Origin of the sequence: Carnobacterium sp. (assembly GCF_045617425.1) — a bacterium.
Lineage (GTDB): Bacteria > Bacillota > Bacilli > Lactobacillales > Carnobacteriaceae > Carnobacterium_B.
This window is the reverse complement of record NZ_JAZLIO010000021.1, coordinates 1-26,294: the sequence shown is the minus strand read 5'-3', so window position 1 is coordinate 26,294 and position 26,294 is coordinate 1. Positions and strand designations below refer to the sequence as shown.

Here is a 26,294-nt window from a genome sequence, read left to right as displayed (position 1 = left end):
TCTTATGATAAGATAGATAGGGTAAAGTTTAGTTACTTCAAGTGAGATGAAAAGGATGGGATTCTTTATGAGCGCAACAATCATGAGTGGTAAAATATTGGCCGATGAAATGACGATTGAGATGCAAAATGATGTCAATCAACTCAAGGAAAAAGGAATTACTCCTGGTTTAGTTGTATTATTAGTTGGTGAAAATCCTGCAAGTCAAACGTATGTAAAGAACAAAGAAAAACGTGCAAAAACATTAGGATTTCATTCACTCATTAAACACTATCCAGTAGATATAACAGAAGAAGAATTACTAAATGAAGTCAATCACTATAATGAAGACCCAGCCTTTCATGGTATATTAGTGCAGTTGCCATTACCAAAACAAATCGATTCAGATAAAGTAGTAAATGCAATTGATTCGGTAAAAGATGTGGATGGTTTCCATCCTATAAATATGGGGAAATTACTAATAGGGAAACCAGACAAAATACCGTGTACACCTTATGGCATTATAAAACTGTTGGAACGATACCAAGTAGAAATTGAGGGCAAAACAGCAGTAATGATAGGGCGTAGCAATATCGTTGGAAAACCGATGGCTCAACTTTTAATGATGAAGAATGCTACGGTAACTGTTGCTCATTCTAGAACCAAGAATCTAGCTGCATTAGCCCGTACAGCTGATATTTTAGTTGTAGCAATTGGAAGAGGACATTTTGTTACAAAAGAGTTTATCAAACCAGGTGCTGCAGTAATTGATGTAGGAATGAACCGTGATAAAAATGGGAAATTGATTGGTGATGTTAAAAGTGATGAAGTAGCTGAAGTTGCAGGATATTTAACTCCAGTTCCTAAAGGTGTAGGACCCATGACTATTACTATGTTGCTTTATCAAACGATTGAAAGTGCAAAAAAAATTGGAGCATTACCAAAAAAAGATAAAGCATAAGCTTCGTTCTTAAAAAGGCTGAGAATAAGCCAGATTTAACGATAAATAAAAACAACAATTAAAGAGCTGTTTTCAATTTATGCAATGCTGCTAAGAGGAGTGAATATATTGTCAAATGATTACTTGACGGTCACCGCATTGACTAAATACATTAAACGAAAATTTGAACGGGATCCTTATTTAGAACGAATCTATTTGACAGGAGAAATTTCTAACTTTCGAAATAGGGCAAATGCTCATCAATACTTTAGTTTAAAAGATGACCATGCTAAGATTTCTGCAATCATGTTTAAAGCAGCTTTCCAAAAACTTAAATTCACTCCTGAAGAAGGAATGAAAGTATTGGTTATTGGACGAATCTCGTTATATGAGGCAAGCGGAAATTATCAAATAACGATTGAACATATGGAGCCAGATGGAGTTGGCGCTCTATATCAAGCTTTAGAAGAGATGAAGAAAAAATTAAAAAATGAAGGACTTTTTGATGCACCAAAACAACTAATCCCCACGTTTCCTAAACGAATTGCAGTAGTAACGAGCCCAAGTGGTGCCGTCATAAGGGATATTATGACTACAATAAAGAGAAGATTTCCTATTGTTCAATTGGTTATTTATCCTACTCTTGTACAAGGAAATAAAGCGGCAGATGCAATTGTATCAAGTATCCGCATGGTAGAAGAAAAAGGTAATTTTGACACAATGATTATTGCACGTGGAGGAGGATCGATTGAAGATCTGTGGCCTTTCAATGAGGAAAAAGTTGCACGTGCGATATTTGAAGCACAAACACCGATTATTTCTTCTGTAGGGCATGAAACAGATACGACCATTGCTGATTTAGTGGCAGATGTGCGTACTGCAACTCCAACTGCAGCAGCAGAAATTTCTGTTCCTTTGTTGTCTGATGAATTGATCAAAATTGAACAACTAAAATTGCGACTTGTTCAAAGCTATGCTCGAAAAGTAGAAATATTAAATCAACGGCTAACGAGTCAGTTAAATTCTTATATTTTTAATCAACCGCAGCGTTTATATGAAGGATATGCTCAAAAGTTAGATTTGTTGACTGAAAGGCTTGTTCGAGCAATGGAAGAAAAAAATCAACAGTTAAAAAACGACCTTAATGTTCATATGCTTCAGTTAAATGCTCAAAATCCAACACAGTTAGTCAAACAAAAGCATAGTGATTTAAGCGTGATGAATAGGCAATTGACGACTCAAATGGAATGGTATATGGAAAATCAGACTAAACGTTTTCAATATGCTGTTCAATCGCTGGATTATTTAAGCCCTTTAAAAATTATGAATCGCGGCTACAGTTATGCAACGAAAGATGGAAAAGTTATTAAAGATAGTAAGCAAGTTGAAGTAGAAGACAAGATACACATTCATTTGCACAAAGGAAGTTTTGAGGCAAAAGTGATAAAGAAAGAAGAGGAATCTAAATGAGTACAACAAAGAAATTAAAATTTGAAGAAGCTATGCAGCAATTAGAAGAAATTGTAACAAACTTAGAACGTGGAGATGTTCCATTAGAAGAAGCGTTGGATCAATTTCAAAAAGGCGTTAGTTTAAGTAAATTTTGTAAGGAAACATTACAAAATGCAGAACAAACATTAACTAAAATAGTTGATGAAAATGGTAAAGAAAAGTTATTTGAAGATGAAAGTGAAAGTAATTAAGAAAAGAGGGTCGATATGAATTTAAAGTCATTTAAAAATAATGTGATACCATCATTTGAAGAGGAAATGCTTGGATATATTGGGAAAAATGGAACTGAAAAGGAACCATTACACGAAGCTATGTTTTATTCCTTAGAAGCTGGTGGAAAAAGAATTCGACCTTTACTTCTTTTAGCAACGATTGAATCGTTGGGCGGCGATAGTAGAAAAGGGTATGCCGTTAGTGCTGCTTTAGAGTTTATCCATACGTATTCTTTAATTCATGATGATTTACCTGCTATGGATAATGATGAGTTGCGTAGAGGAAAACCGACAAGTCATATTGTTTACGGTGAAGATACAGCAATTTTAGCTGGTGATGCATTGTTAACACAAGCTTTTGAAATTATTGCTGCATCAGATGCTTCATCAGAAAAAAAAGTGAAATTAATTCTAGCTTTAGCAAAATCTGCAGGACCTGAAGGTATGATTTTGGGGCAAATGGCGGATATCCAAGGTGAAACGAAAGACTTAAGTTTGGAAGAATTACAATTTATTCATCGGAACAAGACCGGTGAGTTGTTAAAATTTCCTATTTACGCCGCATGTGTGATTGTTGACGCAGCAAAAGAAGTGGAAGAACAATTGATGGGGTATGCTGAGCATATCGGATTAGCTTATCAAATTCGCGATGACATTTTGGATGTAATCGGAAATGTAGAAGAAATCGGCAAAAACACTGGAATGGATGCAGCACACAATAAGAGCACTTATCCAGGTTTGTTAACACTTGAAGGAGCTAAAGTAGCTTTGAACCAAGAGCTAACAGCTGCAAAATTAAACTTACTGACTGTTGAACAAATTAGTCAAGATTCAGGTAGACCGGTTCAAATTAATTTATTGGTAGAAATTATTGATCTTTTGGTGATCGATTAAAAAGGTGGGAACCGTCACATGAAAAAAGAACGAGTAGATATCCTCTTAGTCGAACAAGGCCTGGTGGAATCTATTGAAAAAGCTAAAAGTATCATTATGGCTGGTCAAGTATACACAGAAAAAGAAGAGCGAATCGATACTGCTGGAGAAAAAATTCCTTCTGATACGAAACTTCAGTTAAAAGGAAAACATTCTCGTTATGTCAGTCGAGGTGGGTTTAAATTAGAAAAGGCGATGAATATTTTTGATGTGACGATTAAAGACAAAATCATGTTAGATATAGGTTCTTCGACTGGAGGATTTACAGATGCTGCTTTACAACACGGAGCTAAATTGAGTTATGCTTTAGATGTAGGAACGAATCAGCTAGCCTGGAAACTGCGTCAAGATCCAAGAGTCGTAGTAATGGAACAAACGAACTTTAGATATTGTAAGCTAGAAGATTTTTCAAAAGGTATACCTAATTTATCCTCTATTGACGTTTCATTTATTTCTTTACGTGTCATTCTACCTGTGCTAAAGAACATAATTGCTTCTGGTGGAGATGTATTGGCTTTGATCAAACCTCAATTTGAGGCACATCGTGAAGATGTTGGTGAAAAAGGAATCGTCAGCGATAAACAAGTTCATGAGCAAGTTTTGACAGACATGCTTTCATTTGCAACAAATATCGGATACGATGTACTGAATTTGACATTTTCTCCTATTACAGGTGGAGAAGGCAACATTGAATTTTTAGCTCATTTAAAATGGAATGACAAAATAAAAGGTAATCTTGCTGATTCTGTCGATATAGAATCAGTTTTAAGAGAAGCGTACGCTACATTAAAAAATGAAAAAAAATAAATAACGAATGTACCAGCTAAAATTGGTACATTCGTATTTTATTTTTAATGTTTAGAGCTTTTTGTTTTGATTTCTTTTATTTTTTCTTTTCTATCTGAATTAAGTACGCTATGATAGGAGTATTAAATGAATAATAGTGGTTATGAAAATGAGGTGGAAACATGAAAAAGAGAGAACGTCATCATTTGTTACAAGAGTTGATTAAAGAAAATGTTATTGAAAAACAAGAAGACTTTGTACGTATATTAGAAGAAAAGGGTATAGAAGTAACACAAGCAACTATTTCGCGTGATATTAAAGAACTTCAATTAGTTAAAGTTCCCTCTCAAACAGGAGGATATCAATATAGTTTACCGCCTGATATTCAATATGATACATCGAAAAAGTTGGAACGTTTATTTAAAGATGCTTTTGTTTCTATGGATACGCAAGATTGTTTTCTGCTCATTCGAACCATTCCTGGAAATGCTTTTGCTTTAGGCAGTTTAATTGATACTTCAAATTTTGACAGTGTCTTTGGAGCTATCTCAGGAGATGATACAGTACTGATTATTTGTCGTTCAAATGAAGAAGCACTCCAGTTGAAAAATCATTTTATACAATTAATTTAAGCAATCAAGAAAGAAGTATTGGAGGTGTTGAACAGTGCTTCAGGAATTAACAATTAAGGATTTTGCAATCATACAAGATTTGAATCTTAGTTTTAATCGTGGTATGACTGTTTTAACCGGAGAAACAGGAGCAGGGAAGTCGATTATTATTGATGCGGTTGGGCTACTTGCAGGTGGAAGAGGATCCAGTGAATTTATTCGTCATGGTGCAACTAAATGTGTTCTAGAAGCGTTATTTTCATTAGAAGGAAATTCCACTACTAATAAATTACTAAAAGACTATGATATTGACAGCGAAGAAGATAGTGTGATTATTCAGCGTGACATTCATCGTAGTGGTAAAAATGTTTGTCGTATCAACGGTCGTTTAGTAACGATTGCTACTTTACGTTTAATTGGAGAATCAATTATTGATATTCATGGACAAAACGAACATCAAGAATTGATGAATCCAGAACGTCATTTAAACATGTTAGATCATTTTGGCGATCAGAAATTGGTAATGTTAAAAAAGAATTATCAAGAAACATATACAGACTATAAAAAAGTTAAAAAAGCCTTTGATAAATGGCAAAATGGAGAACAAGAACTAGCTCAACGACTGGATATGCTTCAGTACCAAACAAATGAAATTGAAATGGCTGAACTCCTTGACGGTGAGGAAGAAGAGCTGTTAGAAGAAAAAAATTTATTAGCTAATTATCAAAAAATTATGTCTGCACTATCGATGAGCTATGATGCTTTGCAAGGAGATGAAGTTAATGGAATTGACTTGATTGGAAATGCAATGACTGAAATGAGTTCTTTAGAAGAGATAGATGAAAAATACAAAGTCTTGTCAGAAGCGATTTCAAGTAGTTACTTTCAGCTTCAAGAAGCGGCAAGTGATATCTTAAGAGAAATGGATCAAACAGCATATGATGAGGATCGCCTTAATGAAATTGAAAAAAGATTAGAGAGCATCAAACAACTAAAACGTAAGTATGGCGATTCTATTACAGAAATCAAAGCATATTATGAAAAAATTGTGGCAGAATTAAATCAAATTATGAATCGTGAAAATCATCTGACGAATATGACAAAAGAGTTATCCAGTTTATCGAAAGAATTGATTAGGCGAGGTAGCGAACTTTCTGAAAAACGTAGAGTAGTAGCCAAAAAAATTGAACAAGCCATTCATGAACAGTTAAAAGAATTGTATATGGAAAAAGTAGTTTTTGAAGTTCAATTTTTTAAACCGATTCAAGATTTCACGAGTGAAATTGCGCATGAGTCTGGCTTTGATGAGGTAGAGTTCTATATTGCTACAAATATGGGGGAACCGTTAAAACCTTTAGCTAGAGTAGCTTCTGGAGGAGAATTGTCTCGCATGATGCTAGCGATGAAAACTATTTTCTCCAAATCTCAAGGCATCACTAGTATCATATTTGATGAAGTAGATACTGGTGTTAGCGGACGAGTTGCTCAAGCGATTGCAAATAAAATTTATATGGTAGCTGTTCATTCTCAAGTTCTCTGCATTACGCATTTGCCTCAAGTAGCTGCGATGGCAGATAATCATTTATATATTTCAAAAAGTGTGGAAAATGATCGCACAAAAACGCATGTCAATTCTTTAATATCTTTAGAAAAAATTGAAGAAATTGCGCGTATGTTAGCAGGTACTGAAATCACAAAATTGACTTTAGAACATGCTAAAGAATTAACTGTTTTAGCTGAGACAGAAAAACAAAAACAAAAGAAAATGAGTTAAAATTAAAGAATCTTGTAAACCAACGGACTAAAAAGTTCGTAGGTCTACAGGATTCTTTTTTTAGAATGGGTATAGAAGTATAGAGTAGTAGTTTACCATCGAATACTGGAAAGTAGTTTCTCTAAAATGTGTTTTTCAGTGTCACTCAATCCCCAAAATTCAAGTTCCTTTTTGATATCTATTAAAAGACCGTATTCTCGAACAAAACCGTTCAAACGTGCTGCAATTGTTGAATCAACATAGTCAGCATATGTTGGGAAAAGGTTGCTTACTTTCTCAAGAGCCTTAGGATAACGTTTCATGAAATATTTTTGATGGTGATCTTCTGCTCGATAAAAATGAGTATATGGGAGAAGTTCAGTCTGTATTCGCTTATTGTATTTATTTTCCCACTTACTTTTGACCTCATTAGCAATTTTTTGCTGTTCGGAATTATGATAAAACAAAAGTGAAAGATATTGACGTCCTTTATAGTTGCGGTCTTTAACAGCATCATGACTGTTCCAAAATAAATTCAAAATATCAGAATAACTAATTAGCTCAGGATCAAAATCAATTTCTAGCGTCTCCGTGTGATCCTCAATGGATCTATAGTTAGGATTAGGGGAAGTACCACCAGCGTAACCAACACGTGTTCGAAGGATGCCAGGAAGATGACCAAAACGACTATCAGGCCCCCAAAAGCATCCCATACTAAAGGTAGCGGTTTGAGTATTATTCGCTTGTCTATCAAAATTTGTCATATTGGTGGCCTCCAAATTTTAAATTAAAAAACCACATTAACCGATTTACTCAATCGACTGATGTGGTGGGCTTTAATTCATAGTCATTAGTGTGGAAATAAGAGTTAGAAATACTGTACCTAACATTGCAATCAGCATGATCCAGACAAACACTTTAGTGAAACGTTGTGTTTTAGAGACTGATTTTTTGTTTTTTGTAGCCACGAGGTAATCCCCCACTTTCATATGGATATTTCTTATAGTTTACATCAAATAAGCAGAAAGAATCAATAGGCTATTAAAAATAATCTTTTTTTCTCAATATCCAAACGGTTAATCCACATATTGCAAGACTAATGAAGCAAAGTATCCAAAAAGCACCTGGAGTGTCTTCAAATGGGAGTGTCACATTCATACCCCAAAGTGCTCCGATAATATTTGGGATGGTCAAAACAATGGTAATGGACGTTAATACTTTCATAATATTATTTAAATTATTTGAAATAACAGAAGAAAAGATAGCACTGATCTGTTCTAACATTTTATTAGATTGGCGAATCATTGCTTCAGCTTGTTGATTTTCAATAACAACATCATGTAAAAAAGAAAGAATATTTTTATCTTTATTGAAACGCTCGATAGCTTTTAAACGTTTAAAAATCGGATGATTGCTTTCAATAGCAGTACTAAAATAAACCAAACTTTTTTGTAGAGACATTAAAACAAATAATTGTCGGTTTTTAGACGTCTTTGTAATGTTGACTTCTAATTTTTCGATTTTAGCATTTATTTCTTTTAAATAAATAATGTAATCAGAAGAAATGTGCCAAGCAATATCAAGTAAAAACCGCTCCTGATTTGAACTAGATATTGGAAAATTCGGATTATTCTCAATCATCCTTGAAATAAACTCAGGTGTATGAACAGCAGCTGTAATAACCGTTTTGGATGTCATGATAACAGCTAAAGGTCTCGTAACATACTCACTATCATTTGGATTACTTGATATTTTTAATGGATAAAGAAACATTGCTAATGAAGAACTCTCTCTTTCATCTAATTCTAAATTTTCATGTCTTGAAACCTCATCTGGATCCAATACACTAGAAAGGTAGTCTTTTGGGAACCCAAAATGTTTAACCACTCGATTGATTTCATCAGATGTCGGATTAGATAAGTGTAGCCATTCCACATGAGTGAACTCAGTGTCATGGACAACGTCACCGTTGGTTGTTGTATAATAAGAATGAATCATAGCAAACGCTCCTTGAAAATAAGATTAATAGAAGATATGATTAAGAAATAAACTCTACTCTACTGACTATTTTACACTAAGCAGGATAAAAAAAGGTGAAAAGTATTTTTTATTAGAAGGAAAAATACAGTTTCACTCAAAAGATACAATAGTTTTTGATAAAAGAGCATAAATCGTATTTCCAACTTAAAAAATGATTGTAACTTGAGTGGGGAAAATAAATTAACTTAACAGAATATATGAAACAACTTTTCATTTCTCGCTTTTTTTGCTAGGATAGTAAGGGACAAAGAAATAATATTAGTTAAATAGAGGTTGAAGAGAAGGGAGTTTAAATAAATATGAGTAAGCAACAAATTGGTGTAGTTGGAATGGCTGTTATGGGGAAAAATTTGGCTTTAAATATCGAAAGCAGAGGATATTCCGTATCAGTATACAACCGTACGACATCTAAAACAGAAGCAGTTATTGCAGAAAATCCAGGTAAGAAATTAGTTTTGACTCGCACAGTGGAAGAATTTGTGGATTCTCTTGAAAAACCAAGACGTATTTTGTTAATGGTACAAGCAGGTAAAGGAACGGATGCAACCATTCAATCTTTATTGCCACATCTTGATGAAGGGGACGTATTGATTGACGGAGGAAATACCTTCTTTAAAGATACGATTCGTCGCAGTGAAGAACTAGCAGAATCTGGTGTGAACTTTATTGGAACCGGTGTTTCTGGTGGAGAAGAAGGTGCCCTTAAAGGACCAGCTATTATGCCAGGTGGGCAAAAAGAAGCTTACGATCTTGTTGCACCTATCCTTGAACAAATTGCTGCTGTAGCTGAAGATGGTGAAGCTTGTGTTACTTACATTGGACCAAATGGAGCAGGACACTATGTTAAAATGGTTCATAATGGTATTGAGTATGGCGATATGCAGTTAATTGCTGAATCTTATCACTTGTTGCGTAACGTTGCAGGTTTAACAGTCGAAGAAATCGCTGAAGTATTTGCTGAATGGAACAAAGGCGAATTAGATAGTTTCTTAATTGAAATCACAGCAACAGCTTTAACTAAAAAAGATCCTGAAACAGGTAAACCAATGGTTGATATTATTTTAGACCGTGCCGGCAATAAAGGTACTGGTAAATGGACATCTCAAAGTGCATTAGATTTAGGTGTGCCACTGCCATTGATTACGGAATCTGTTTTTGCACGTTATATTTCAGCTTTAAAAGAAGAACGTGTTGAAGCAAGCAAAGTTTTACCAAAACCTGCTAAATATTCATTTGAAGGCGAAAAAGCTGAATTAGTTGAAAAAATTAGACAAGCTTTATACTTTAGTAAAATCATGAGTTACGCGCAAGGATTTGCACAAATGCGTACAGCTAGTGAAGAGTATGATTGGAATTTACAATACGGTGAAATAGCTAAAATTTTCCGTGCTGGGTGCATCATTCGTGCTCGTTTCTTGCAAAAAATCACAGATGCTTATGAACGCAAAGCAGATCTTAAAAACTTAATGTTGGATGATTACTTTATGGATATCACTAAAAATTACCAAGACTCTGTTCGTGATGTGATTGGTATTGCTGTGAAATCAGGTGTACCAATCCCGACGTTCTCTTCAGCAATTGCTTATTATGATTCATATCGTACTGCTGATCTGCCTGCAAATATCATTCAAGCACAACGTGATTATTTCGGAGCACACACATACGAAAGAACAGATAAAGCTGGAACTTTCCACTTTGACTGGTATGGCAATGAAGGAGAAGAACAACTGTAAGACATTATTTTTCTTAAAATAGATCCTAAAAGAGACTGAAAGTACACTTTCAGTCTCTTTTTATATGAAAAAATGATGGAAGTACCGATTAAATAATAGAGAACTGTCGAATTGCTTAAGAAATTCTTAAAGTTGAGTTTTGATTTTCTCATTTATTTCTAATTTATGGTAAAATGATAACGGACACATTAAAAATTGATTGTGAAAAACTATTTATCATGGTATCGTAACAAGAGCAAAAGAGACAAAAATAGGGATTTTAGAGGAGCAGGTGTACATTAACATGAACAAAATTTTAATTATTGAAGATGAAAAAAATCTGGCTCGTTTTGTAGAACTAGAATTAAAACATGAAGGCTACGCAACAGAGGTTCGTTACAATGGACGCACAGGATTAGAAGCTGCAGTTGCAGAAGATGCACATTGGGATGTTATTTTATTAGACTTAATGCTACCAGAATTAAATGGAATAGATGTTTGTCGTCGTATTAGACAAGTAAGTAATGTGCCTATTATTATGATGACTGCTAGAGATTCAGTTATTGATCGTGTATCTGGTTTAGATCATGGTGCAGATGACTACATTGTTAAACCTTTTGCTATCGAAGAATTATTAGCACGTTTGCGTGCATTATTCCGCCGTATTGAGATTGAAAGTGAACAAAATATCACCAAACAAACAACAGTTACGTATAGAGATTTAACGGTTGAAAAAGAAAACCGTGTCGTACGTCGTGGTGATGAAGTTATTGAATTAACTAAGCGTGAATATGAGTTGTTGCTAGAGTTAATGGAAAATGTGAATGTTGTTTTAGCTCGTGATGTATTATTAAATAAAGTTTGGGGATACGAAACTGAAGTTGAAACAAATGTCGTTGATGTATACATTCGTTACCTAAGAAATAAAATTGATGTTCCAAATGTTGACAGCTACATTCAAACTGTTCGCGGGACAGGTTATGTGATGCGTTCGTGAGATTCTCGTTCTATGACAAAAATAAGGAAGGGAAAAAAAGAAAACGATTATCCTTAAAATGGAAATGGACTATTGGAGCAACACTTGCAATATTCTTAACGTTCTCGATTTTTTCAATTGCTATTTTTGTAGGTTTTAGACAAATTATGTTCACGCAAGAGGAAGAAAATTTTAGAGAAGTTTTATTTGGAGCAACTAGTCGTCTAGTTGATGAAAATAAAATAACAGATAGTGATTCTACAGCTTTATCAAAGGCAACAGTTTATTCTGCATTTAATCCCTCTTACTTTCCCGATATTATGGAGCTGAACGGGGAATATGATCAGAGAAATACAACCTTTGAAGATTCTGGAAATTACGAAGATACTTTATATGCCAAAATGAATGAAGAAGATGTTATCGTAAGGGTGTATACTCCCACATCACGTTTACTTTTTGAATCAAAATTAGGCGATTTTTCTTTTGAAGAAAGCTCGGAACCGATTATCAAGATGATCGATGTAAATGGTGAAGAGGGTTATTATGGAGTTGCACCTGTTATTTCTAGCGAGACACAACAAATTATTGGATATGTACAAGTTATCGATGGGATGTCAGATTACCATAATATGATTGAGGTCACGCTTATTAGTTTAGTAGCTATGAGTTCTGCGGCCCTTATTTTTAGTGGTATTTTGGGCTACTTCTTGGCATCTAATTTTTTGAAGCCGATAAAAAACATTACAAAAACAATGAATGACCTTCGACAAGACACGCAATCGACTTCTAGAATTGAAGTGGTTGAAGGAAATGATGAATTGGATCATCTATCTATTGTTTTTAATGATATGTTGGATAAGATGCAAAAGTATATTGAACAACAAAAGCAATTTGTTGAAGATGTTTCTCATGAATTAAGAACACCAGTCGCTGTAATGGAAGGTCATTTGAAGCTATTAGATCGCTGGGGCAAAAATGATCCTGAGATTTTAGATGAATCACTTTCTGCTTCATTACAAGAAATCACACGGATGAAAAGTTTGGTTCAGGAAATGTTAGATTTATCTAGAGCTGAGCAAGTAGAAATTCATTATAAGAATGAAAAAACGGCTATAAAGCCGATTATTCAACAAACTTATAATAATTTTAAAATGATTCATCCGGACTTTGTTTTTAATTTGGATGATGATATCAATGACGAGGTATATGTTTCCATTTACCGAAATCATATTGAACAAATTTTAATTATCTTGCTAGATAATGCTGTGAAATATTCTACTGACCGTAAAGAAGTCCATATATCAGTGGCAAATGATGATCGAGAAGTCCAGATTGCCATTCAAGACTTTGGTGAAGGGATGACTTTAGAAGACGCTGAAAAGATTTTTAATCGTTTTTATCGTATTGATAAAGCACGTAGCAGACATAAAGGCGGAAACGGACTTGGTCTAGCGATAGCAAAAGAATTATTAAGTGGATATAATGGCACAATCACTGTAGAAAGTGTTTTAGACTATGGTTCAATATTTAGAATCACATTGCCTATCTACAAAGATGAAGTATAAAAAAATACCTACTCATTCGAGTAGGTATTTTTTTTAACGATTTTTTTGTTGTTTGCCGGCATTTCTACCACGGCCATTTGTTTTATTTGATGGTTGATTTAAAACTTTAGATTGTTGTGCAACAGGTTCAGCTTGTTTAATCGTCCGTTTTGGTTTAGCAGGACGTTTTCTAGCTTCTGCTTCAACTTGTGCTTTAATTCTAGGTTTAAAAATGAAATTAGTAATCAGTGTTTGGAAGACTGCAAAAATTCCTCCAACAAACCAATACAACCCTAATCCAGCAGGTGATGTAAATGAAACCATTAAAATCATAATTGGACTAACATACATCATTGTACGCATCTGTTTCTTTTGTTCATCAGGAAGACCAATCATGGAGACATAAGATTGAACAAAATAGACAGCACCGGCTGCGATAGCAAGAGCAATGTTTTGATTTCCTAAACTAAAGCCTAAGAAGGTACTATTTCCTATTTCTTTAGATAAATTGATTGCTTGGAACATAGCTGTAAATATCGGCATTTGAATCAGCAATGGTAAACATCCGATACCACCTAACATACTCATGTTGTTATCTTTATAAAGACTCATGAGTTCTTGTTGAGCAGCAGCTTTTTCTTCAGCTGTAACAGCAGATTTTTGTTTCTTCTGGACTTCTTCCATTTCTGGTTTGATCAAGGCCATTTTTTCTTGTTGTATAATAGATTTTTTTGATTGGCTTAAATTTAAAGGTAAAATAATTAAACGGACGACTAATGTAATGACAATAATAGCTAGTCCATAACTACCTCCTAATAATTCAGCAAGCTGTATGATCACTTGTTGCGTTGGAACCACTAGAAATTCGTAAATAAAACCACTAGGATTTCCATCTGAGTCATGACCCATACAACCAGACAAAAAAACCATAACGCTTAATAGCGTTCCTGATAAAAGTAATTTCTTGAAATTTTTCATTGTTCACAATCCTTCATTTTTAAAGTAAGTAGCATTACCTACTATACAGGATTCAGGAATGGTTTTCAATTGCTTATTATGAACTTATCTCTGACAGGCAAAGAGGAAAGTTCTTCTACATTGATAGAATCAACTTGCCCACTGGGTGTAGGGGAATTTCTTATTTTTTCTGTAAATTTGTCTATTTTTTCTTCATCGCCATTAGCTTCTATATAAACGCTCCCATCTGATTCATTACGAACAATGCCATAGACGCCAATCTGATCAGCTGCTAATTTGGTTGAATAACGAAAGCCAACGCCTTGAACAAGACCTGTTACACGAATTGAAACCTTCTTCATAGAAATCCCTCCATTACTATTGTCTTCTATTAAAGACTCTATTGATTTATTTACTGGAAAAAGAAACTCTTTGACTATTGTAAAAAAAGAACCCATCCTATACCTCCTTAATGTAATAGTAACTTATTAAGTTATTGTAACGAGTGATTTAAATTCGGTCAATCATTCTTGATGCTAACTAGTAAAAAAGAACAAACTTTTGGTCTTGTTGCATTGAGTATAGAGATAACTTACAATGGATGCATAATGGTCACAGGGAAAGTAAAAGTATCAGCAGTTTTAAGTAGAGAAAGGAATAAACATGAAGACATTAATTATTGCCGAAAAACCAAGCGTAGGGAAAGAAATTGCACGAGTATTAGGTGCAACACAAAAAAGCAAGACACATATTGAAGGAAATGACGTTATTGTAACGTGGGCATTAGGTCACTTATTGGGGTTGAAAATGCCAGAAGATTATAAAGTGGAATGGGCCACGTGGGACTTAAATGTTTTACCACTTATTCCAGAAAAAATGACAACTAAGCCGTTAACGAATACTAGAGGCCAATTAAAAGCAATCAAACAATTGGCTAATCGAAAAGATATTGGGTCAGCAGTCATTGCGACAGATGCTGGACGTGAAGGAGAATTAGTTGCAAGGTGGATATTAGAGTATGTTCATTTCAATAAACCAGTAAAAAGACTATGGATCTCATCGCAAACCGATAAGGCTATTAAAGATGGCTTTAATCAATTGCAACCAAGTAAAAAATACGATACATTGTATGATTCTGCAGTTGCGCGTTCAGAAGCAGACTGGTTAATTGGGTTAAACGTTACTAGAGCATTGACTGTAAAGTATCAAGATAATTTATCAGCTGGACGGGTACAAACACCAACGTTAGCCATGGTACGCAAGCAAGAAGCAAAAATACAGTCTTTCGTTCCAGAAACTTTTTATACGGTGCAATTGACAGTCGATGGAAAAAAAGCTTTGTTGCAAGAGGGAGCTCCACGTAAGTTTGCTGACCGAGAAAAAGCCGAGAAGCTAGTATCATCGTTAAAAGACAAACCAGTAAAAGTTGGAGATATAAAAGAACAACAATTGGTTCAACAAGCACCAATGCCATATGATTTAACCGAACTTCAACGCGAAGCTAACCAACGCTACCAATTCTCAGCAAAGAAAACACTTAGTTTGATGCAAACCTTATATGAACGTCATAAAGTGCTCTCTTATCCAAGAACAGATTCAAAATATTTGACTCAAGACATGGTAGGAACTATGAAAGAAAGAGTTACGGCGATTCAAGGATTTGCTCCTGAAGAAGCTAAAGGGATTTTGAAAAGAGGAGCTCAAGTAACTCAAAAAGGTATTTTTAATACTGCTAAAGTGACAGATCATCATGGTATTATTCCTACTGAAGAGCGCCCACGTCCAGAAAAAATGGAAGCAGATGAATTGAAAATTTATCGCATGGTTGTGGAACGCTTTATTGGACTATTTTTACCAGCCTATAAAGTCTCTAAGAGAACGGTTGTTTTTTCAGTAGCAGATATCTTATTTAGTCTACAACAAGAAACCGTACTTGAAAAAGGCTGGAAAAAGGACGTTCCAAAACAATCAGAAAATATATATAAACTAAACGAACAATTAATGCGTGCAGCTTATACTATTCAAAAACAGTTGACTGAAGCACCAGCTCGATTATCTGAAGGCACCTTGTTACAAAATATGGAAAAAAATAGTTTAGGAACACCTGCAACTCGTGCTGAAATCATCGAAAAACTAATCAGCAGCGAGTTAATGGAACGAAATCAAAATAAGCTAAGCACAACTCCTAAAGGACAACAATTGCTAACATTAGTAAACCCTGCATTAGTGACTCCTGAACTAACAAGTAAATGGGAGAAGTCGTTGGAAGAAATTTCAAATGGTGGTTTAAAAAAAGAGGACTTCTTAAAGCAAATAAAGACGGAAACGGCCAGATTAGTAACAGAAATCAAAACAAGTACGCAAACGTATAAAGATCATGCATTAACCAATAAAATCTGTCCTGATTGCGGCGAATTATTGAAAGAAAGAAGTGGCCGTGATGGGAAATTACTTATTTGTAGCAGTTCAACTTGTTCGTACAAACGTAGAAAAGATCCGAAAGTATCTAATCATCGCTGTGCACAGTGCCATCGAAAAATGGAAATTCATGAAGGTAAAAATGGGAATTACTTTAAATGCAAATATTGTAATATTACTGAAAAATTAGAAGGAAAAAATAGTAAGAAACCTAGTAAACACGAAACAAAAAAATTAATGCAAAAAATAAATACACAACAAGAAGAAGTAGAAAGTCCGTTGGCACTAGCCATGAAAGCTGCGATGGCAAAGAAAGACAATTAAATTTGGATTTAGGAAAGGATGGAATAAGGCAATAAAGATGGTCTATTTCATCCTTTTGCTGCATTCCGTTTAGGCGTAATTTTGTGTATAATCAAAGAAGAGTATAAGGAGGGAAGAAAATTGTGGCAGTGAAAAAAAAGACTAGCACAACTAAAAAGAACGCAAATTATCGTTTATCTTTTGAAATTATTGGCTTGATATTTATTATTTTAAGTATTTTTTCAGCTTCGAAAACTGGCTTTGCGGGTGTTTTTAGTGCAAATCTATTTCGTTTTTTTGTAGGAAATACATTTACTTTAGCATCCATTTTAGTAGGAATTTATGGCCTATATTTAGTATTTAAAGGTAAAGAACCTCCTTTTAAAAATAAACGCATCATGGGATTTTTACTTATTTATAGTAGTTTACTATTAGTATTGCATGCCCGTTTATTTGCACCTATTGTCCATTCAGATATGAACATCGTCTCTGCTACTTTTCGTTTTTTCATGACAGATATGGCAAATAACGAAATTACCCAATCGCTTGGTGGGGGTATGATTGGAGCTAGTTTTTATGCAATCAGTTATTTCTTGTTTTCTCAATGGGGTACTTATTTTATAGCAGGTCTTAGTTGCTTTGTTGGACTATTTTTATTATTTCAACTATCGTTTAAAACTTTTTTGAAAAAAACCGGGAATATATTTCTAATGACTTGGGAGAAATCAAAAGTAGCGTTAAATCATTTTACGACGGCTATCCATCAAAAAATGATTAGAATAAAAGAAGCTCCTAAGACTGATGGGATAAAAGACCATAAAAAAATTACAGAAAATAAAAATACAGTCAAAGCAAAAGCAGTTACAGATAAAATCGATCAATCAGGCACTAAAGATAAAAATGAACAATTACAGCTAGAAATTGACAGCTATCAAAATCGTGTTGAAAAACCGGCGACTAAGGAAGCAACAGATGCTACTCTTGATGAGAACGAGGGCGAAACGATTGATTTTGAGATAGTCTCTGAAAAAGAAAATAAAGATTATCAATTGCCACCTTCAGATTTATTGAATGAAATACCACAAAATGATCAGACAAATGAGTATGCGCTTATCCAAAAAAATGTAAAAAAATTAGAAGAAACATTCCAAAGTTTCGGAGTAGATGCCAAAGTTACTAAAGCAAACCTAGGTCCAGCTGTAACAAAATATGAAGTTCAACCGGCTGTTGGAGTAAAAGTGAGTAAAATAGTCAATCTCAGTGATGACATCGCTTTGGCATTAGCAGCAAAAGATATCCGAATTGAAGCGCCTATTCCTGGGAAATCATTTATTGGGATTGAAGTTCCAAATAGTGAAGTGAGTTTGGTTTCGTTTAGAGATGTTATTGAAGGTCAAGTTCATAATAAAGAAAAAATGCTTGAAGTTCCGCTTGGAAGAGACATATCTGGAAACATCACTATGGCAGATTTATCTAAAATGCCTCACCTACTTGTTGCAGGGTCTACGGGTAGTGGGAAGTCTGTTTGTATTAATGGTATCATCACTAGTTTATTGATGAAAGCTAAACCAAACGAAGTAAAATTAATGATGATTGATCCTAAAATGGTAGAGTTAAATGTATACAACGGAATTCCGCATTTGTTGACTCCTGTTGTAACAAATCCTAAAAAGGCAGCTCAAGCATTGCAAAAAGTTGTTACTGAAATGGAAAGAAGATATGAACTTTTTGCGGCTAGTGGAATGCGAAATATTACTGGATACAATCAGTATCTACAAAGTCATAACGATGAAAATGGCGAAAATTATCCTATATTACCTTTTATTGTAGTAATAGTGGATGAATTAGCCGACTTGATGATGGTAGCTAGTAATGAAGTTGAAGATGCCATCATTCGGTTAGCTCAAATGGCCAGAGCAGCAGGTATTCATATGATTTTAGCAACTCAAAGACCTAGTGTAGATGTCATTACAGGTATCATCAAAGCGAATGTACCTTCACGTATTGCTTTTGCGGTTTCAAGTGGTGTTGATTCTAGGACGATAATCGATGGCAGTGGAGCAGAAAAATTGTTGGGTAGAGGAGATATGCTATTTTTACCAATGGGCGAAAATAAGCCTGTTCGTGTACAAGGGGCGTTTATTTCAGATGAAGAAGTTGAACATATAGTGACTTTTGTGACAGATCAACAAGGTGCAAATTATGTAGAAGAAATGATGCCGACTGAAGAAACGAAAGCTATGGAAAGTGAAGTACAAGATGATGTCTATGATGATGCTGTAGCTTTGATTGTTGAAATGCAGACAGCAAGTATTTCATTATTGCAACGTCGTTTTAGGATTGGATATAACCGTGCGGCTCGATTGATTGATGAAATGGAAATGCGAGGCATTGTTGGGCCATCGGAAGGAAGCAAACCTCGTAAGGTGAATATTACTCAACTTCCTGGTGAAGATCATTTGACAGAAACAGAAACAGAAACAGAAACAGAAACAGAAACAGAGAACTATTAATAGATAACACTCGTTGAAGAGCAATTTATTTAACGAGTGTTTTTTTGGAACGTATACTTTTTGTTAGTCATTTGGTAAAAATGTAAATGAAATGAGGTCTAATATATTAGAAATGAATTAAAAACTGAACATTTTTCAACTAAAACGTTTTCATTAATCATTTTTGTTGTTTATTTTTTAAAATAAAGATGGTACTATAAATGCGAGGATGAATTAAAGTAAATTTAGTTCATACTAAAAAATTACTGGGGGTTTTTTGAGTGAAGAGTAGAAATTTCAAGAGTTTGTTAACTCTAGGTTTATTATCAAGTTTAACATTAGCAGCATGTGGTGCTGATGAAGGAAGCGAAAGTGCTTCATCTACTTCAGGTTCGGGTGAAGATTTTTCAATTGTCATGGTTACCGATGTCGGTGGAGTAGATGATAAATCTTTTAACCAATCTGCTTGGGAAGGTATGCAAGCTTGGGGAGAAGAGCAAGGACTTGAAGAAGGACCGAATGGCTACAACTACATTCAATCTGACGAAGATTCTCAATTTGTTACAAACTTAAATACAGCTGTGAACAATAACTTTGATTTGATTTATGGAATTGGATTTAAATTACAACCCGCAATGACAGATGTTGCTGCACAAAATCCTGATCAAAAATTTGTAATTATTGATGAACAGATCGAAGCAGATAATGTTGCTTCTGTATTATTTAAAGATCACGAAGCTGCATTCTTAGCCGGTGTTGCTGCTGCTGAAACAACTGAAACAGACCATGTAGGATTTATTGGTGGACAAGAAAGTGCTGTTATTGATCGTTTTGAAGCAGGTTTCGTAGCCGGTGTTGAAGCTGTTAATCCAGATATCGAAGTTGATGTAGAATATGCAGGTTCATTTGGAGATGCTGCTTTAGGTAAGCAATTAGCAGCTGCAATGTATAGTTCAGGAGCAGATATAATTTATCATGCATCAGGTGATACAGGTAATGGCGTATTCTCAGAAGCTATTGACCGTATGAATTCTAATCCAGATGAACAATTATGGGTAATCGGTGTTGACCGTGACCAAACTGCTGAAGGTGTATATGATGGCGGAAACTTAACACTTACTTCAACACTTAAAGGTGTAGGTCAAGCTGTAGAAGATATCGCAAATGCATCAATGGAAGGCAACTTTCCAGGAGGCGAAGTTAGCAACTTTGGTTTAGCTGAAGATAGCGTGGGCATTACAGATGGAGCTTTATCTGAAGAAACAATCGAAATTGTTGAAGGTTATAAAGAACAAATTATCAATGGTGAAATTACAGTCCCAGAAGCACCATAATTTTAATCTACGTCAAGTATTGAGTAGGTAATGAATAAAAGGTAAAGGACCGGTAACTTATACCGGTCTTTTGCTCTCTTATAAGTTAATAAATGTTATGTGATTTGATAAGTAGACTTTCTATTAAAATTAAAAGAGAAAATTTGATAATCACTTGTCTGTAAAAGAAGTATAAAGGATAATGGGTTGAGCAATAGAAAAGGAGTGAAACCATCGTGTCAGAATCAGTAAACGTCATTGAAATGAAGGGCATTACGAAACAATTTGGTACTTTCAAAGCGAATGACAATATTAATTTGCAGCTTAAAAAGGGAGAAATACATGCTCTTTTAGGAGAAAATGGTGCAGGGAAATCCACTTTAATGAATATTCTTTCAGGTTTATTAGAACCTACTTCTGGAGAAATTCTTGTTAATGGACAAGTAGTCAATATAAGTTCACCTAGTGTAGCCAACAAATTAGGTATTGGAATGGTTCATCAACATTTTATGTTAGTGAAAAAATTTACCGTAACTGAAAACATCATTTTAGGGATGGAAAAAACGAAGTATGGTTTTCTGGACAGAGACTCAGCTAAAAAAGATATTAAAGAATTGTCTGAGAAATATGGTCTTCTAGTAGATCCTAGCTCAAAAGTTGAATCTATTTCAGTAGGAATGGAACAACGAGTAGAGATCCTAAAAACACTTTATCGTGGAGCAGATATTCTGATTTTTGATGAACCAACAGCTGTATTGACTCCTCAAGAAATAGATGAGTTAATCAATATAATGAGAGCCCTAACAAAAGAAGGGAAATCTATTATCTTAATCACTCATAAACTTGACGAAATAAAAGCAGTTGCAGATCGTTGTACAGTTATTCGCCGAGGAAAAAGTATTGACACGGTAGATGTTTCAACTACTTCACCACAAGAATTAGCAGACATGATGGTTGGGCGTTCTGTTACCTTTAAAACAGTCAAAAAAGCTTCTGAGCCAAAAGAAACTGTGTTATCAATTGAGAATCTAGTTGTAAAAGAGCACCGTGGTCTTGAAGCCGTAAAAGGTTTAAGTTTAGACGTGCGAGCTGGTGAGGTTGTTGGAATAGCAGGTATCGATGGAAACGGACAAAGTGAGTTGATACATGCAATAACTGGTTTGGCGAAGACTGAAGGTGGGAAAATTACATTAAATGGGCAAGAAGTCCAAAATAAAACTCCACGTAAAATTACAGAAATAGGATTAGGTCATATCCCAGAAGATCGCCATAAATATGGTCTGGTTTTACCAATGTCTTTAGAAGAAAATATGGTATTGCAAACTTATTATAAAAAGCCTTTAAGCAATTATGGTATTTTAAATCAAAAAGAAATAAAAAAATTCGCTTTAAAATTAATTGAAGAATTTGATGTACGCACACAAAATGAAACAACTCCTGCGGGCTCATTATCAGGTGGGAATCAACAAAAAGCGATTATCGCTAGAGAAATCAATCGTAATCCATCATTGTTGATAGCTGCTCAACCAACACGCGGACTTGATGTTGGAGCTATTGAATACATCCATTCACGTTTGATTGAACAACGCGACAACGGAAAAGCAGTATTATTAATGAGTTTTGAGTTGGATGAAATTTTAAATGTTTCTGACCGAATAGCTGTTATGTATGAAGGAAATGTTGTTGCTATTGTAGATCCAAAAGAAACAACTGAACAAGAACTTGGTTTATTAATGGCCGGTACTTCTCTTGAAAAAGCCCGTTCTTTGATTAAACAAGGGAATGGGAAGGAAGGTGTTCACATTGACGAATAAAAAAGATACGCTTAATAATTTATTAGTACCAGTATTATCTGTAGTCTTGGGATTCATTCTTGGTGCTATAATCATGGTGATTTTTGGTTATAATCCAATTGCTGGATATACTGCAATGATCAATGGTGCTTTTGGTTCTTCATTTTACATTGGTGAAACTTTAAGACAAGCAACACCACTTATTTTAACTGCATTGGGTTTTTCTGTAGCATATAATGCAGGATTCTTTAATATTGGGGTTGCAGGTCAAGCATTACTAGGATGGCTATGTTCAGTATGGGTTGCAAATACCTTTATGGATTTACCTAGCTTTATTTTACTTCCTTTGAGCATATTGGGTGGCGTATTAGCTGGTGCAATTTGGGCTGGAATCGCTGGATTTTTAAGAGCCTATTTTAATACAAGTGAAGTTATTGTAACTATTATGTTAAATTATACTGCTCTTTATACAACTAATTATTTGATCCGTAACGTCTTGACGGAGTCAGCAGATGCAACGCCACGTATTTCAGAAGGGGCTAGTCTTCGAGCGGGATGGATCACAGAACTAACAAGTAATTCCACACTGCATACTGGAATATTTATTTCATTAGCCATGGCTGTTATTGTATGGTTCTTAATGAAAAAAACCACTACTGGATTTGAAATTAGAACAGTTGGATTAAACCCGAGTGCTTCTGAGTACGCAGGAATGAGTACTAAACGAAATATCATTATTTCTATGTTGATCAGCGGAGGTTTAGCTGGTTTAGGAGGAGTAATGGAAGGTTTAGGGAATTTCCAAAATATTTTCACACAAGGTGCAATGCCAACGATTGGTTTTGACGGTATGGCGGTTGCTTTGTTAGGATTGAGTAATCCTGTGGGAATCATCTTCTCAGCTATATTATTTGGTGCATTGAAAATTGGTGGGAACAGTATGCCGATGATTTCAGGCGTACCAACTGAAGTTGTAGATATTGTAATAGCATCTATTATCTTCTTCGTTGGAGCTAATTACTTAATTCGTTACTTTATTGACAAACGAGCTAGAGTGAATAAAGGAGGAGTAAAATAAGATGGATATTACAAATTTACTACAACTTATTATTTCATCATCGCTTGTTTATTCAGCTCCTCTTGTGTTGACGGCCTTAGGTGGAACCTTTTCTGAGCGCAGTGGTATCGTCAACGTAGGACTTGAAGGAATAATGGTTATGGGAGCATTTAGTTCAATTGTTTTTAACTTAACGTTTGCCGGAACTTTTGGTGATTGGACTCCTTGGATTGCTGCTTTAGTTGGTGGACTTGTGGGTACAATTTTTTCAATGATCCACGCAGTAGCAACTGTTAATCTAAGAGCAGATCACATAATTTCTGGTACTGTTATTAACTTAATGGCTCCAGCGTTAGCTATATTCTTTACACGTGTATTGTACAATGGTGCTGGACAAACGGATCGTATTACTGAAAGTTTTGGTAAAGTAACGATACCTTTGTTAAATCGTATTCCAATTATTGGCGATATTTTCTTTAAAGGAACATCAGCACCCGCTTTTGCAGGTATTTTAATTGCAGTTATTTGTTGGGTAGTTATCTTTAAAACACGTTTTGGTTTACGTTTAAGATCTGTTGGAGAACATCCTCAAGCAGCTGATACATTGGGAATCAATGTTTACTTAATGAAATATGCGGGTGTAATGTTATCTGGTTTGTTAGGTGGTATGGGTGGAGCAATTCAAGCTCAATCAATTTCGTTGAGTTTCCAAGCTTCAACAATCGCTGGACAAGGGTTTATTGCTATGGCAGCAATGATTTTTGGTAAATGGAATCCTCTTGGTGCAATGGGAGCAGCTATTTTCTTTGGCTTTGCTCAAAGCTTAGGGGTTATTGGAAATTATATTCCAATTATCCAAGATATTCCAAGTGTATGGTTGCAAGTCGCACCCTATGTTATCACTATTATTGTGTTGGTTGGAGTCATCGGTAAATCTGAAGGCCCAGCAGCAGGCGGTAAAACGTATATTAAATCAAAATAATCACTTTGTTGGCAGTAACGGACATTCATGTCTGTTGCTGCTTTCTTTTTTTCATTATTTATTCTAAGATAGACAATGTACACTTTTTAAGTTAGAGGAGGAAAAAGTATGTCCATTCAATTAAACGAAGGAGTTCATTTGCATGTTCTCCCCACTAAAAAATATAAAACCATTCGAATCATGATGAAATTTCGTGCTCCATTAAATAAGAGAACGATTACTAAACGGGCTATGTTAGCGAATTTATTAGAAACAAACAGTAAAAAATACCCTACACAAACAACGTTAAGAAGTGCTCTATCAAATATGTATGGAGCTAGTTTTGGAACTGGTGTCAGTAAAAAAGGAAATACTCATATTTTTTCTATCAGTTTGAATTTAGTAAACGAAAAGTACCTTTCAAAAGGCGATAATGTATTACAAGAAGGGATTGACTTTTTAAAAGAAATACTACTCCACCCGAATGCAGAGAATGGGCATTTCCATGAACAAACCTTTAAGAGAGAAAAAGAAAATTTAGTAGATTATTACGATTCACTCTTTGATGATAAACAGACTTATGCCAGTCTTGCTTTGCAAGAGCTTTTATTTGATGATATTAATCAACAAATACCTAGTGTGGGTTCAAAAGAAGATTTGAAAGAAATATCTCCTTCATCACTATATGGCTATTATCAAGAGCTTTTAAATCAAGACAAAATTGATATTTATCTAATGGGAGATGTTAATGAGGGTGAAATTCAATCAGCCTTTGAACAGTTTAATTTTTCGCCTCGTGAAATATTCCCAACAAGCAGTTTTTATGCTGAAAAGGAATCTAATGAAGTGAAAAATAAGACTGAAGAACAAGACATTATTCAAGCGAAATTTAATCTTGGTTACACAAGCTCAGTTTTTTATCAAGAACCTTCTTATTATGCTGCACAAGTATTCAATGGCTTGTTTGGCGGATTTCCGCATTCAAAATTATTTATGAACGTTCGTGAAAAGGAAAGTTTAGCTTATTATGCTTCCAGCTCATTGGATACGTTTAGAGGAATAATGACGGTTCAAACAGGAATTGATAAACAAAAAGTAGATCAGGTTCAAGAAATAATTGCTTTACAACTAAAAGAAATGCAAGCGGGCAATTTTACTGAGGAAGCAGTTTCTCAAACAAAAGAAATGCTGAAAAACCAACTTTTCCAATCAGAAGATAATCCTGGATCCGTTATTGAACGTATTTATGCGTTACAATTGACTAAAGGAAAGATTCTTACCATTGATGAATGGGTAAAAAGAATTGAAAAGGTTACTAAAGAAGAAATAATTGAAGTGGCCAACCAAGTGAAATTAAAGGCAACATTCTTTTTGACAGCGGAGGCGAAATAATGGAGAAAAAAGTTTACGAACAATTGCAAGAAATAATTTATACCGAAACGTTAGATAACGGATTAAAGGTTACGTTGTTACCTAAAAATGATTTCCATAAAACATATGGATTGTTTTCCACAAATTTTGGTTCAATTGATAATCAATTTGTACCGAATGGCAAAACCGAAATGGTTACGGCACCAGATGGAATCGCTCATTTTTTAGAACATAAATTATTTGAAACTAAAGGTGATGATATGATGAATGCTTTTTCGGCTATGGGTGCAGATGTCAACGCATTTACTAGTTATCGTGAAACAGTGTACTATTTTTCAATAACTGGCGAAGATGTTGAAGAACCTTTAAATTTGTTGTTAGACTTTGTGCAAGATTTTAATATTACACCGGAAAGTGTGGAAAAAGAAAAGGGGATAATTGCCCAAGAAGTGGCGATGTATGCCCAAATGCCAGATCAAAAACTATTAAATGAAACTTATAAGTGTTTGTATTATAACTTTCCAATGAAGTATGACATCGGTGGAGATAAAAAGTCTATATATGCTATCACTAAAAATGAACTTGAAGAATGTTACACTATTAACTATCATCCATCTAATATGGTAGTTTG

General features: G+C 34.7%; 23 protein-coding genes. 18 read left to right on the top strand and 5 right to left on the bottom strand.

What is annotated here, in order from left to right; translation table 11 throughout:
• Positions 1–67 precede the first annotated feature (67 nt).
• The 7 genes from folD (at position 68) to recN (ending at position 6,747) form a co-directional block, all read left to right on the top strand.
• Positions 68–940, top strand: coding sequence for a bifunctional methylenetetrahydrofolate dehydrogenase/methenyltetrahydrofolate cyclohydrolase FolD (gene folD / locus ACKI3H_RS10750; RefSeq protein ID WP_407372240.1), 873 nt, complete (start codon positions 68–70; stop codon positions 938–940).
• A gap of 108 nt (positions 941–1,048) precedes the next feature.
• Positions 1,049–2,389 carry an exodeoxyribonuclease VII large subunit gene (xseA, locus tag ACKI3H_RS10745; protein ID WP_407372239.1) on the top strand — a complete coding sequence of 447 codons (1,341 nt, stop codon included), beginning with the start codon at positions 1,049–1,051 and terminating at the stop codon, positions 2,387–2,389.
• Complete coding sequence (locus tag ACKI3H_RS10740; protein WP_407372238.1) at positions 2,386–2,622, top strand: exodeoxyribonuclease VII small subunit; 237 nt, start codon at positions 2,386–2,388, stop codon at positions 2,620–2,622. Before xseA ends, ACKI3H_RS10740 begins: the two co-directional genes overlap by 4 nt.
• Before the next feature lie 15 nt (positions 2,623–2,637).
• Positions 2,638–3,537: a polyprenyl synthetase family protein gene (locus ACKI3H_RS10735; protein WP_407372237.1), complete on the top strand. Its 900-nt coding sequence runs from the start codon at positions 2,638–2,640 to the stop codon at positions 3,535–3,537.
• Between the two features lie 18 nt (positions 3,538–3,555).
• Positions 3,556–4,383 (top strand): TlyA family RNA methyltransferase, encoded by an 828-nt coding sequence (locus ACKI3H_RS10730; protein WP_407372236.1) that lies wholly within the window; start codon positions 3,556–3,558, stop codon positions 4,381–4,383.
• A gap of 161 nt (positions 4,384–4,544) precedes the next feature.
• Entirely contained in the window at positions 4,545–4,994 is a 450-nt protein-coding gene (gene argR, locus ACKI3H_RS10725; RefSeq protein WP_350451943.1) for an arginine repressor, read from the top strand.
• A gap of 34 nt (positions 4,995–5,028) precedes the next feature.
• Positions 5,029–6,747 carry a DNA repair protein RecN gene (gene recN / locus ACKI3H_RS10720; protein WP_407372235.1) on the top strand — a complete coding sequence of 573 codons (1,719 nt, stop codon included), beginning with the start codon at positions 5,029–5,031 and terminating at the stop codon, positions 6,745–6,747.
• A 92-nt stretch (positions 6,748–6,839) separates the two neighbouring features.
• Here recN and msrA read toward each other — a convergent pair whose 3' ends face one another.
• The 3 genes from msrA to ACKI3H_RS10705 all read right to left on the bottom strand — a co-directional run bounded on the left by msrA (position 6,840) and on the right by ACKI3H_RS10705 (position 8,724).
• Entirely contained in the window at positions 6,840–7,490 is a 651-nt protein-coding gene (gene msrA / locus ACKI3H_RS10715; protein ID WP_407372234.1) for a peptide-methionine (S)-S-oxide reductase MsrA, read from the bottom strand.
• A 72-nt stretch (positions 7,491–7,562) separates the two neighbouring features.
• Positions 7,563–7,694: a DUF4044 domain-containing protein gene (locus ACKI3H_RS10710; protein ID WP_407372232.1), complete on the bottom strand. Its 132-nt coding sequence runs from the start codon at positions 7,692–7,694 to the stop codon at positions 7,563–7,565.
• A gap of 73 nt (positions 7,695–7,767) precedes the next feature.
• Positions 7,768–8,724 carry a magnesium transporter CorA family protein gene (locus ACKI3H_RS10705; protein ID WP_407372231.1) on the bottom strand — a complete coding sequence of 319 codons (957 nt, stop codon included), beginning with the start codon at positions 8,722–8,724 and terminating at the stop codon, positions 7,768–7,770.
• Between the two features lie 341 nt (positions 8,725–9,065).
• Here ACKI3H_RS10705 and gndA point away from each other — a divergent pair, with 341 nt between their 5' ends.
• The 3 genes from gndA to ACKI3H_RS10690 all read left to right on the top strand — a co-directional run bounded on the left by gndA (position 9,066) and on the right by ACKI3H_RS10690 (position 13,019).
• Positions 9,066–10,499 (top strand): NADP-dependent phosphogluconate dehydrogenase, encoded by a 1,434-nt coding sequence (gene gndA / locus ACKI3H_RS10700; RefSeq protein WP_407372230.1) that lies wholly within the window; start codon positions 9,066–9,068, stop codon positions 10,497–10,499.
• Positions 10,500–10,782: 283 nt separating this feature from the next.
• Positions 10,783–11,475, top strand: coding sequence for a response regulator transcription factor (locus ACKI3H_RS10695; RefSeq protein ID WP_013710305.1), 693 nt, complete (start codon positions 10,783–10,785; stop codon positions 11,473–11,475).
• Entirely contained in the window at positions 11,472–13,019 is a 1,548-nt protein-coding gene (locus ACKI3H_RS10690; RefSeq protein WP_407372228.1) for a sensor histidine kinase, read from the top strand. The genes ACKI3H_RS10695 and ACKI3H_RS10690 overlap by 4 nt, the downstream gene beginning before the upstream one ends.
• Before the next feature lie 33 nt (positions 13,020–13,052).
• Here the strand turns inward: ACKI3H_RS10690 and yidC are convergent, their stop codons facing one another.
• Positions 13,053–13,976: a membrane protein insertase YidC gene (gene yidC / locus ACKI3H_RS10685; RefSeq protein ID WP_407372226.1), complete on the bottom strand. Its 924-nt coding sequence runs from the start codon at positions 13,974–13,976 to the stop codon at positions 13,053–13,055.
• 65 nt (positions 13,977–14,041) lie between these two features.
• On the bottom strand, positions 14,042–14,317 hold the full coding sequence (locus tag ACKI3H_RS10680; RefSeq protein ID WP_407372295.1) for an acylphosphatase: 276 nt from the start codon (positions 14,315–14,317) through the stop codon (positions 14,042–14,044).
• Positions 14,318–14,618: 301 nt separating this feature from the next.
• Here ACKI3H_RS10680 and ACKI3H_RS10675 point away from each other — a divergent pair, with 301 nt between their 5' ends.
• The 8 genes from ACKI3H_RS10675 to yfmH form a co-directional block, all read left to right on the top strand.
• Positions 14,619–16,697: a DNA topoisomerase 3 gene (locus ACKI3H_RS10675; protein ID WP_407372225.1), complete on the top strand. Its 2,079-nt coding sequence runs from the start codon at positions 14,619–14,621 to the stop codon at positions 16,695–16,697.
• A gap of 122 nt (positions 16,698–16,819) precedes the next feature.
• Positions 16,820–19,189 (top strand): DNA translocase FtsK, encoded by a 2,370-nt coding sequence (locus ACKI3H_RS10670; RefSeq protein WP_407372224.1) that lies wholly within the window; start codon positions 16,820–16,822, stop codon positions 19,187–19,189.
• 260 nt (positions 19,190–19,449) lie between these two features.
• Positions 19,450–20,502 carry a BMP family protein gene (locus ACKI3H_RS10665; RefSeq protein WP_407372222.1) on the top strand — a complete coding sequence of 351 codons (1,053 nt, stop codon included), beginning with the start codon at positions 19,450–19,452 and terminating at the stop codon, positions 20,500–20,502.
• A gap of 212 nt (positions 20,503–20,714) precedes the next feature.
• Positions 20,715–22,295 (top strand): ABC transporter ATP-binding protein, encoded by a 1,581-nt coding sequence (locus ACKI3H_RS10660; protein ID WP_407372294.1) that lies wholly within the window; start codon positions 20,715–20,717, stop codon positions 22,293–22,295.
• Positions 22,285–23,352 carry an ABC transporter permease gene (locus ACKI3H_RS10655; RefSeq protein WP_407372221.1) on the top strand — a complete coding sequence of 356 codons (1,068 nt, stop codon included), beginning with the start codon at positions 22,285–22,287 and terminating at the stop codon, positions 23,350–23,352. The genes ACKI3H_RS10660 and ACKI3H_RS10655 overlap by 11 nt, the downstream gene beginning before the upstream one ends.
• A gap of 1 nt (position 23,353) precedes the next feature.
• Entirely contained in the window at positions 23,354–24,313 is a 960-nt protein-coding gene (locus ACKI3H_RS10650) for an ABC transporter permease (RefSeq protein ID WP_407372220.1), read from the top strand.
• A 108-nt stretch (positions 24,314–24,421) separates the two neighbouring features.
• Complete coding sequence (gene yfmF / locus ACKI3H_RS10645; protein ID WP_407372219.1) at positions 24,422–25,684, top strand: EF-P 5-aminopentanol modification-associated protein YfmF; 1,263 nt, start codon at positions 24,422–24,424, stop codon at positions 25,682–25,684.
• On the top strand, positions 25,684–26,294 hold a 611-nt coding region (gene yfmH / locus ACKI3H_RS10640), incomplete at its 3' end, for an EF-P 5-aminopentanol modification-associated protein YfmH (protein WP_407372218.1). The genes yfmF and yfmH, both read left to right, overlap by 1 nt.

Coding starts and splice junctions, on each gene's coding strand:
- folD (WP_407372240.1), top strand. CDS start 68: ATGAGCGCAACAATCATGAGTGGTAAAATATTGGCCGATGAAATGACG.
- ACKI3H_RS10740 (WP_407372238.1), top strand. CDS start 2,386: ATGAGTACAACAAAGAAATTAAAATTTGAAGAAGCTATGCAGCAATTA.
- ACKI3H_RS10735 (WP_407372237.1), top strand. CDS start 2,638: ATGAATTTAAAGTCATTTAAAAATAATGTGATACCATCATTTGAAGAG.
- ACKI3H_RS10730 (WP_407372236.1), top strand. CDS start 3,556: ATGAAAAAAGAACGAGTAGATATCCTCTTAGTCGAACAAGGCCTGGTG.
- argR (WP_350451943.1), top strand. CDS start 4,545: ATGAAAAAGAGAGAACGTCATCATTTGTTACAAGAGTTGATTAAAGAA.
- msrA (WP_407372234.1), bottom strand. CDS start 7,490: ATGACAAATTTTGATAGACAAGCGAATAATACTCAAACCGCTACCTTT.
- ACKI3H_RS10705 (WP_407372231.1), bottom strand. CDS start 8,724: ATGATTCATTCTTATTATACAACAACCAACGGTGACGTTGTCCATGAC.
- gndA (WP_407372230.1), top strand. CDS start 9,066: ATGAGTAAGCAACAAATTGGTGTAGTTGGAATGGCTGTTATGGGGAAA.
- ACKI3H_RS10695 (WP_013710305.1), top strand. CDS start 10,783: ATGAACAAAATTTTAATTATTGAAGATGAAAAAAATCTGGCTCGTTTT.
- yidC (WP_407372226.1), bottom strand. CDS start 13,976: ATGAAAAATTTCAAGAAATTACTTTTATCAGGAACGCTATTAAGCGTT.
- ACKI3H_RS10680 (WP_407372295.1), bottom strand. CDS start 14,317: ATGAAGAAGGTTTCAATTCGTGTAACAGGTCTTGTTCAAGGCGTTGGC.
- ACKI3H_RS10675 (WP_407372225.1), top strand. CDS start 14,619: ATGAAGACATTAATTATTGCCGAAAAACCAAGCGTAGGGAAAGAAATT.
- ACKI3H_RS10650 (WP_407372220.1), top strand. CDS start 23,354: ATGGATATTACAAATTTACTACAACTTATTATTTCATCATCGCTTGTT.
- yfmF (WP_407372219.1), top strand. CDS start 24,422: ATGTCCATTCAATTAAACGAAGGAGTTCATTTGCATGTTCTCCCCACT.